The organism is Paenibacillus sp. FSL L8-0644 (assembly GCF_038008165.1).
Lineage (GTDB): Bacteria > Bacillota > Bacilli > Paenibacillales > Paenibacillaceae > Paenibacillus > Paenibacillus polymyxa_D.
Map to the genome: position 1 here is coordinate 2690107 of NZ_JBBOYN010000001.1, position 9672 is coordinate 2699778.

Below are 9672 nucleotides of genomic sequence, written 5' to 3' on the forward strand. Positions count from 1 at the left end.
GATCGATCAGGACTTTTTAAAAGAACACATAAAGGATAAATACGGATACGAAAGACTCATCACTTATTTCTCAAGACATGAAGTAATTGGGGAAGAAATTTTTCCGTATCTTGGTACTGCCATTCACTAAACGGACTGGTATATTTGCGTTTATGGGAGGATTTCACGGAATGTCGCTGGGGAGTCTGGCTGTTACCAGCAACATTCAGAAAAGATCTTCCTCCGGCATAGTATTATCCGATGTTACCTTTTTCCCATACTCCGAGAGTCCAATTGACTCATTCGATACTATTGAATACATGGAAGCCGTTCTAAACGACGGTCACTCGGGAATCGAAAAACCGGCGGCTATTATATTTGAAACCATTCAGGCGGAAGGCGGCGTAAATATAGCTTCACCCGAATGGATGCTCAGGCTGAGGGAACTTAGCGACAGACACGGTATTCTACTGATTTGCGATGACATTCAGGCTGGCTGCGGACGCACCGGACCGTTCTTTTCATTTGAACGTGCCGGGATGATCCCTGATATTGTACTGCTTTCCAAGTCAATCAGCGGGTATGGCCTTCCCATGTCTATTCTGCTGATGAAACCGGAACTTGATGTCTGGAAGCCTGGTGAGCATAACGGTACGTTCCGGGGAAACCAGCTTGCTTTCATTGGAGCTACAGCTGCGTTGGAATATTGGGAAATGAATAATTTGGAACAGTCTGTGAAATATAAGGAAGCATTTGTAAGAGAATATTTAACCAAGCAGATTTTGTCATTACATAAGGGCCTGACCATTCGGGGTGCAGGTTTGATTTGGGGTATTGATTTTTCCAATGTGGAGGATGAGCGAATCACGCAAAAAGTAGTAGAGGAATGTTACCAAAACGGTTTAATCATCGAAAGCGCAGGAAGAAAAGACAGTGTTATAAAACTTATGCCTCCGTTAACCATCGAGCTTGAACTTTTGCAGCAGGGTTGTTCAATTATCAGACAAGCTATTCAAGAGAATATAAATAAAGTATTGGAGGTCGAAAGTTATGGATAAAATAGCCATTATAGGAATAGGATGCCGTTTGCCAGGAGGAATAAGGGGGCCTGAGGAGTTCTGGGAAGCATTGACTGCGGGAAAAGATATGACTTCCGATTTACCCGAAGGCCGCTGGGATTTAGAAAAGTTTTATGATCCTGACAAATCAAAGCCAGGCAAGCATTACACCTGTCATGGTGGATTTTTAGATAAAATAGATGAGTTTGACCCTTTGTTTTTTGGTATTTCTCCAAGGGAAGCGGCCTTTCTTGATCCACAGCAAAGACTGATGCTGGAGACATCATGGGAAGCAATGGAAGATGGAGGCTTGGATCCGGCCAAGCTAGCAGGAACCAATACCGGTGTCTTTGTAGCGGGCTTCACCCTTGACTATCAAGCAATACAATTTAAAAACGAATCGGTTGAAAGTTTAGATACACATTCGGCAACGGGTATGATGATGACAATGTTGTCCAACAGGATTTCATATATATATGATTTCAGAGGTCCAAGTTTGTCTGTAGATACAGCGTGTTCGGGCTCTTTGGTTGCAACACACCTTGCATGCGGGAGTTTATTGAATAATGAATGTAATCTCGCAATAGCAGGCGGAGTAAGTGTTATAGCTACACCTGAGTATACCATAGCGGAAAGTAAGGGTGGTTTTTTATCTCCCGATGGACGGTGCAAAACTTTCGATTCCAGTGCAAACGGTTATGCAAGAGGAGAAGGAGCCGGCGTTGTGGTTTTAAAACGCCTGTCAGATGCTATCGAAGACGGAGATAGGATTTATGCCGTAATAAGTGGATCGGGTGTAAACCAGGACGGCCACACAGACGGGATTACTGTTCCAAACGGGCAGGCTCAGGAAAACTTAATGAAGGAGGTATACAAAAAGGCAGGAATATCACCTTCAGATATAACATATATTGAAGCTCACGGCACCGGCACTCCGGTTGGAGACCCTATTGAGGCTAATGCAATAGCACGAGTGGTTTCAACAGACAGGCCAAAAGATAAAAAGTGTATTGTCGGATCTGTTAAGACAAACATTGCCCACCTTGAGGCCGCTGCAGGAGTTGCCGCACTGATAAAAGCTTCACTAATCATAAAGCATAAGCAAATACCTCCACATCTGCACTTTAAGAATCCAAACCCTAAAATTCCCTTTGACGATTTATGTATACGAATTCCTCAGACCCTGGAGCCTTTGCCGCAACCCGCATTGGTTGGCATAAATTCATTCGGTTTTGGAGGAACAAATGCCCATATCCTCTTGGAGGAAGCTACAGATCTCCAAAAACAGGGTACTCCTGAAGTTAATGTAAATACCGGATGGCCATATATGATTCCCATATCTGCGCGCTCAGAAAAGGCGCTAAAAAACTATGCGCAAAAGTATGTTGATTTTATTAATGGAAGTGGAGAAAGTATTTCTTTATATGATATTGGAAGCATGATGAGCAAAAAGCGCACCCATCATGACTATAGACTAGCAGTTTCGGCATCTTCAAAGGAAGAACTTGCAGGAAACCTGGAAGCGTATATTAAAGGACAAGCACGCCAGGGGATGTCTGCGGGAAATGTTGAGGCAGGAAAGTACAATAAAGCTGTTTTTGTATATACAGGTATGGGGCCCATATGGTGGGCTATGGGCAGACAGCTCCTTGAAAAAGACCCTGTGTTTAGAAATATGATAGAAAAATGCGATAAACTTACACGTCAGTATGCTGGATGGTCTCTACTGGAGGAACTTCTCGCCGATGAGGAGAATTCACGTCTGGACCAGCCCCAGTTTGCTCAACCTGCCAATTTTGCTGTTCAGGTGGGTTTGACTGAAGTATGGAAATCCTTGGGTATTATACCCCATGCGGTGGTAGGACACAGTGTTGGAGAAGTGGCTTCTACATATGTTGCAGGAATTTACAGCCTTGAAGATGCAATGTTGGTAAGTATTCACAGAAGCCGTGCACAGCAAAAAGCAGTAAACAAGGGCACAATGCTGGCGGTAGGTTTACCAGAAAAAGAAGTTGTGGCCCTGCTGGATGAGAACATAAAAGGTGTTTCAATGGCAGCAATCAATAGCCCAAATTCGGTAACTTTGTCAGGTGATCCTGATGCCCTTGAGCAGATCCAAAAACAGTTGCAGGATAAGGGGGTTTTTGCGCGGCTTTTAAAGGTCAATGTAGCGTATCACAGTTACCAAATGGAACCATATGAGCAGGAGCTATTGGGGGCATTAAAAGGAATAAAGTCCCAGCCTGCCGGGATACCGATATATTCCACGGTTACAGGGAAAATGCTGACGGGTACAGAGTGTGATGGACATTACTGGTATAAAAATGTAAGAGAGCCGGTACGTTTTGAAGCAGCAATGTATGAAATGATTTCGTTGAATTATAACTTATTTATTGAGGTGGGCCCTCACCCTGTTTTAGCAGCTTCTATTTCTAATTGTCTGTCAGCTAAAAACGTTGAAGGTAAGAAGTTGTTCTCTATAAAAAGAAATGAAAACGAACAGGTTTCAATACTGGAGAACTTAGGGAATCTATATGCACTGGGATACCCTATAGATTGGAACAAGATTTACCGGTACCAAGGTGAGTTTGTAAGTCTCCCTCTTTATCCATGGCAATGGGATAAATACTGGATGGAAACGCAGGAATCAAGTGAATTTAGGCAGGGAAAAAATAAGCACAAGTTTTTAGGACGCCGTTTGAAAACTTCCAGCCCTATATGGGAGATTGAACTTAATACTACCTATATGACGTATCTTTCTGATCATAAAATACAAGGTATAGAAGTTTTCCCCGGAGCAGGGTATGTAGAGCTGGGAATGGCTTGTGCCAGAAGCTATTTTGGAGAGGGTTTTTATACAGTTGAAGATATAAAGTTTGAAAATGCTTTATTTTTAAATCAAGGAGTATCACCTGTGGTGCAGGTGGTTTTGGATCCAAAAACCGCAAAATTCGAGATTTCAAGCAGGATACCGGGACAAGATAAGACTTGGACATGCAATGCATCCGGCACAATAAGAAAACGGCAAAACATAAAGATCACTGCTAAAGATGAGTTGATTCAAATACTTGGCAATTGTACCAAAGAATACGGAAAAGAAGTATGTTATAAAACCTTCTATCAAATGGGTTTCCATTATGGTCCTTATTTCCAAGGTATAGACAAGATATGGAAAGGTGATAACGAAGCTCTTGGCAGGATCGAGATCCCTAAAATACTGGAGATTGATAGCTCTATCTACGGTCTTCACCCGGCGGTATTGGACGCCTGTTTCCAGGTTACCATTGCGGCAGTTGCACCACTTAATGAAGATGAAAATAACGAAGGCCAATCATTCCTACCTGTAGGAATAGACAGGGTGCAGCTTTATGGAAGGCCGGAGCCTGTCATGCTTTGTCATACGCAGTTGGTAGATAGGAAAGATAATAATTTGAACGCCAACATCCGTCTATATAGTGAGGACGGAAATCTAATCGCCGAAATACTGGGCATAAGAACTAAGGAACTTGGAAATAGTGGAGGGTCTGATGCTGGAAGAGTTAAGGATTATCTTTATGAGATAAACTGGGAGCTTCTAAAAAGTGAAGAAGTTGATACCCGCACAGCTGCTGCTAACTCTGGAGCATGGCTTATTTTTGTGGATCATAAAGCAGCAGGAAAAGAACTGGCAAATCTCCTTGAAAAAAGGGGAGAAGAATGCTTTATGGTATATCCTGGTGAGGATTTTGGTTGGCAGTATGAAGAGCGTGAGATATATATAAACCCTCGAAGCATTGAGGATCTTAGAGCGTTGTTTGATGAATTCTCAAAAATTAAAACGAAGCTAACAGGTATTGTATATATGTGGAGCCTCAATATCCTTGAGATCCAGGAAGTTAGCAATACAGCTATAGAAAAAGCTTGTTTTGAAAACCTGTTTGTATTAAAACACCTGGTACAAGCAACCACAAATCTGGGATTAAATTTTAAGCTGTGGGTTATTACAAGAGGAGCCCAAATGATCAACAGGGCTACTCCAAATTCTGCATTCTTACAGTCGTTGGTATGGGGCCTTGGCACCGTCATAGGTTACCATGAGTTGCCTTCAAATTGGGGAGGCCTTGTAGACCTTGACATAGAGGCCAATGCGGGTGAAATGGAAATGCTGTTAAAAGAAGTCTTAGGTAATGGAGAGAACCAAATTGCTTTCCGTAATGGGAATAGACTTGCAGCAAGAATCGATAAACTGCGGATTGATATGCAGCATCAAGTACCCGTACATCTTCGCCCCGATGGAAGTTATGTTATTACAGGTGCTTTTGGTGGCATAGGTATGATTACAGCCCAGTGGATGGTTGCCAAGGGAGCAAGACATCTGGTACTGCTTGGACGCGGAGAATTTCCAAAACGTTCTGAATGGAACAATGTAGAGCCAGGCAGCAGCCTTGCAGAGAGGATTGAGTTTGTTCGTAAGCTGGAGTCCCAGGGGGCAACAGTATATATTGGATCAGTGGATGTAACTGATGAGGAAAAGCTTGCTGGATTTTTTAAAGATTTTGATAAGGAAGAAAGGCCTCCTATTCGAGGTGTTGTACATTCTGCTGGTATTACGGATGATCAATTTCTTGAGGTTAGTAAAGATGAGACTTTTTATAGGGTCCTTTCGCCTAAGGTAAATGGTGCATGGAACCTTCACCGTATGACAGAGGGACGGCCTATTGACTTCTTTATTTTATTTTCTTCAGTTGCTTCTGTATTTGGTTCACCAGGCCAGGGAGCATATGCAACTGGGAATGCCTTTTTGGACTCACTTGCACATTATCGTTTATCGAGAGGACTTCCTGCACTGAGTATCAATTGGGGACCATGGTCAGAGGTTGGAATGGCTGCAAGGTTTATGGAACGTGATCCGGAGTATTATATACAAAAATCCATAGAATCTGTAACGGTAGAAAAGGGAATTAGGGCTATGGAGCACCTTGTTGGAGAAGCTGTTGCACAGTCTGTGGTTCTACCTATACTCTCGTGGCAAACGTTTGGGGAAAAATGGTTCTCACCCATGAGTTCTCCACATGTGCTTAAAACTCTTTTGCAAGATGAGTCAGGACAACAAGAGAATATAAATAAATCAAAGGTGGATGTTGATATCCTGGAGGATATTATTTCATCTCCAATACAGAGCAGGCAGAATATCGTTGAAATGCATATTAAAACAATAGTAGCGAAGGTTTTGCGTTATAATCCTGAGGATCTAAGTACCAAACAACCACTAACTGTTTTTGGGATGGATTCATTAATGGCCACCGAAATAAAAAACAGGATGGAGGTTGCCTTTAAAACACCTGTTTCCATAGTAGAACTTCTTAAGGGTTCCAGCATATACGATCTTTCCGAGCAAATGATATCAAAGCTATACGAATCGGGAAAGATTTCAGAACAGGGTTCCCTAAATATGGGTAAGGCTGAGCTTGAAAGAATACCTAAAGTTTCTGAAAAAGAGTACTATGAAACCTCATCTGCACAAAAGATGATGTATATCATTAATAATCTTGAGGGTAACAACATTGGGTATAACATACCTGTGGGAATTTTATTTGAAGGTGGGATTGAAAGGGTTGCCCTTGGGGAAGCATTAAAAACATTGATACAAAGGCATGAAGCATTTAGGACATCCTTTGAGATGATTGATGGGGAGCTTGTGCAAAGGATACAAGATGAAGTTGATTTTACTATAGAATATTTTGAGTCTGAGGAAGACGGAGTAGAGAAAATAATCGATGAATTTGTAAGACCGTTCGATTTAAGCAAAGCACCCTTAATAAGAGTAGGTCTTATAGAAATCCATGCTAGCAGGCAAATACTTTTGCTTGATGTACATCATATAGTCTCGGATGGAACTTCAATAATCAGGACTTTTGATGAAATAGTTTCTATATTAAGTGGTGAAAGCCTTCCGGCAATGGAGGTGCAATATAAGGATTTTGCCCAGTGGCAGAATGGCTTGTTTAGCACTGAGGTTTACAAAAAGCAGGAAGAATACTGGCTTAATAGGTTCAAGGGTGAAATTCCTATCCTTGATATGCCTACAGATTATCCTAGGCCTGTCCTTCAAAGCTTTGAAGGAAATAGGTTGCTATTTGATTTAGACAGTCATTTGATGGATAAATTAAATGTACTTTCCTCCCAAACAGGAGCCACCGTGTATATGATACTTCTTGCGGCATTAAATACACTAATGTATAAATACTCAGGACAGGAAGACATAATTATTGGTACTCCTATAGCGGCAAGAACTCATTTTGATACTGAAAGAATACTGGGGATGTTTATAAATACCCTGGCATTAAGGAATTTCCCAGAGGGAAATAAGGCCTTTACTGAGTTCTTGGAAGAAGTAAAAGAAAGCTCCTTAGAAGCATATGAAAATCAGGAATACAGGTTTGATCAGTTTGTGACAAAACTTAACGTAAAGAGAGATTCAAGCAGAAATCCTTTATTTACTGTTATGTTTAATATTGTTCCTTCTGATGAGCATATTATGGAACATCGTGGTGAATTAAAGTATTCCAAATATCCGGTTGAAAGTAAAACATCAAAATTTGACCTAACATTCCAGTTGATACCAGATGGTCATAATATAATATTATGGATGGAATATGCTACACGTCTGTTTAAGAAGGAGACGGTAGAAAGGCTTGTTCAGCATTACTTTAATATCCTTGAAGAGATAACCTCAAACCCTGAAAAAAAACTATCAGAAATCAATATGTTATCCCAAGAAGAAAAGGAGCGAATAATATACGGCTTTAACGATACGAAGGTTGAATTTGAACATCACCTGACGGTACACCACCTGTTTGAGCAGCAGACGAAAGTACGTCCAGACAATATAGCAGTAGCGTATGAAGGCCGTAGATTTACATATGGCCAGATCAACCAAAGGGCAAACAGGATAGCAAGGTACATGCTAAAGGCTGGCACTGGTAGAGAAGAAGCCGTAGTTGTCATGCTGGAGAGGGGACCCTTATTTGTAGAATCGGTACTTGGTATATGGAAAGCAGGGGGGGCTTACATACCTGTAAATCCAAAATACCCTACACAAAGGGTGCTTGATATATTTAAGGAATCTAAAGCTGCCTATGTGTTGACCTTATCAGATTATGTGACCCAGCAGCTTAGTGAGAACTATAAAGGCCGAATTATATACCTTGACCAGTGTGAAAAAGAGATTGAGGCTGAAAGTGGCGAAAACCTAGATCTAGATATAGACATAAATAGTTTGGCCTATGTTATATATACATCTGGTTCAACTGGTGTACCAAAGGGAGCTATGATAGAGCATCTTGGCATGATAAACCACATCCATGCGGAAATAAAGGAACTTTGTATAACTAACAACAGCATAATATCCCAGAACTCGCCTCAATACTTTGATGTATCTGTATGGCAGTTCTTTGCAGCCCTAACCATAGGAGCTCAAATTATCATCTATCCAGATGAAATAGTAAAGGATGTTGCAAGGTTTACGAATCGGATCATAGAAGATGGCATAACGGTCCTTGAGGTGGTACCTTCATACCTTGCTTTAATGCTTGAGTATGTGGAAAACACAGGGAATAAACTGGAAAAACTTCATTACTTGCTGATAACGGGAGAAACCGTAAAATCCGGCATAGTAAGGAAATGGTTTGACCTATGTCCAAATACTAAAGTAGTTAATGCCTACGGACCTGCAGAGGCAGCGGACGATATTACTCTATATACTATGGAAGCTGCTCATGAAGGAGAGAACATTCCTGTAGGCAAGCCTATACAAAATATGAATCTATATATAACAGATAAAAACATGAACCTGTGCCCTATCGGAGTAAAAGGAGAGATCTGCGTCTCTGGAACAGGTGTAGGAAGGGGTTATTTAAATGACCCTGAAAAAACAGCCCATGTATTCCTTGAAGATCCTTTCAGAGAAGAAAAGGGGATAAGGCTGTACAAAACAGGAGACCTGGGAAGATGGCTGCCTGACGGGAATATCGAATTCCTGGGCAGAATAGACCATCAGGTTAAGATCCGCGGATACCGAATAGAGCTTGGAGAAATAGAAGCTCAGCTTCTAAAACATTCTTCAATAAAAGAAGTTGTGGCAGCAACAAGGGAAGACCCCCAAGGGAACAAGTACATCTGTGCATATATAGTTGGAGAAAGTGAATTGACAATACCGGAATTAAGGGAGTATCTCTCCAAAGATCTGCCAGACTACATGATCCCTTCATATTTTGTACAGTTGGAAAAACTGCCTTTATCAGCGAATGGCAAGGTAGATAGAAATGCCCTGCCTGCCCCTGATGGAAATATTAATACAGGGGTAGACTATGCTGCACCATTCGGTGAAATTGAGGAGAAGCTTGTACTGATATGGAGCCAAATCCTTGGAGTCCAGAAGATTGGAGTAAATGATAACTTCTTTGAATTAGGAGGAGACTCATTAAAGGCAACCAATCTTGTATCAAGGGTTCATAAAGAATTTGACATAGAATTTGCATTAAAAGAAGTGTTTATGGGTCCTACAATTTCGGCAATAGCAAAAAGTATTAAAAATAGACTTAACGATACAGTGGAAATCGAAGAAATTTTAAGCATGATTGAAAATCTATAAATA

At 41.2% G+C, this 9672-nt stretch carries 1 protein-coding gene and 1 pseudogene; both read left to right on the plus strand.

Annotation, left to right across the window (positions count from 1 at the left end; all coding sequences use genetic code 11):
* Nucleotides 1–128 precede the first annotated feature (128 nt).
* Nucleotides 129–1037, plus strand: a pseudogene (locus NSS94_RS12140) (aminotransferase class III-fold pyridoxal phosphate-dependent enzyme); the annotation flags it as partial.
* On the plus strand, nucleotides 1030–9669 hold the full coding sequence (locus tag NSS94_RS12145) for a non-ribosomal peptide synthetase/type I polyketide synthase (RefSeq protein WP_341039366.1): 8640 nt from the start codon (nucleotides 1030–1032) through the stop codon (nucleotides 9667–9669). The pseudogene NSS94_RS12140 and the gene NSS94_RS12145, both read left to right, overlap by 8 nt.
* Nucleotides 9670–9672: the final 3 nt, after the last annotated feature.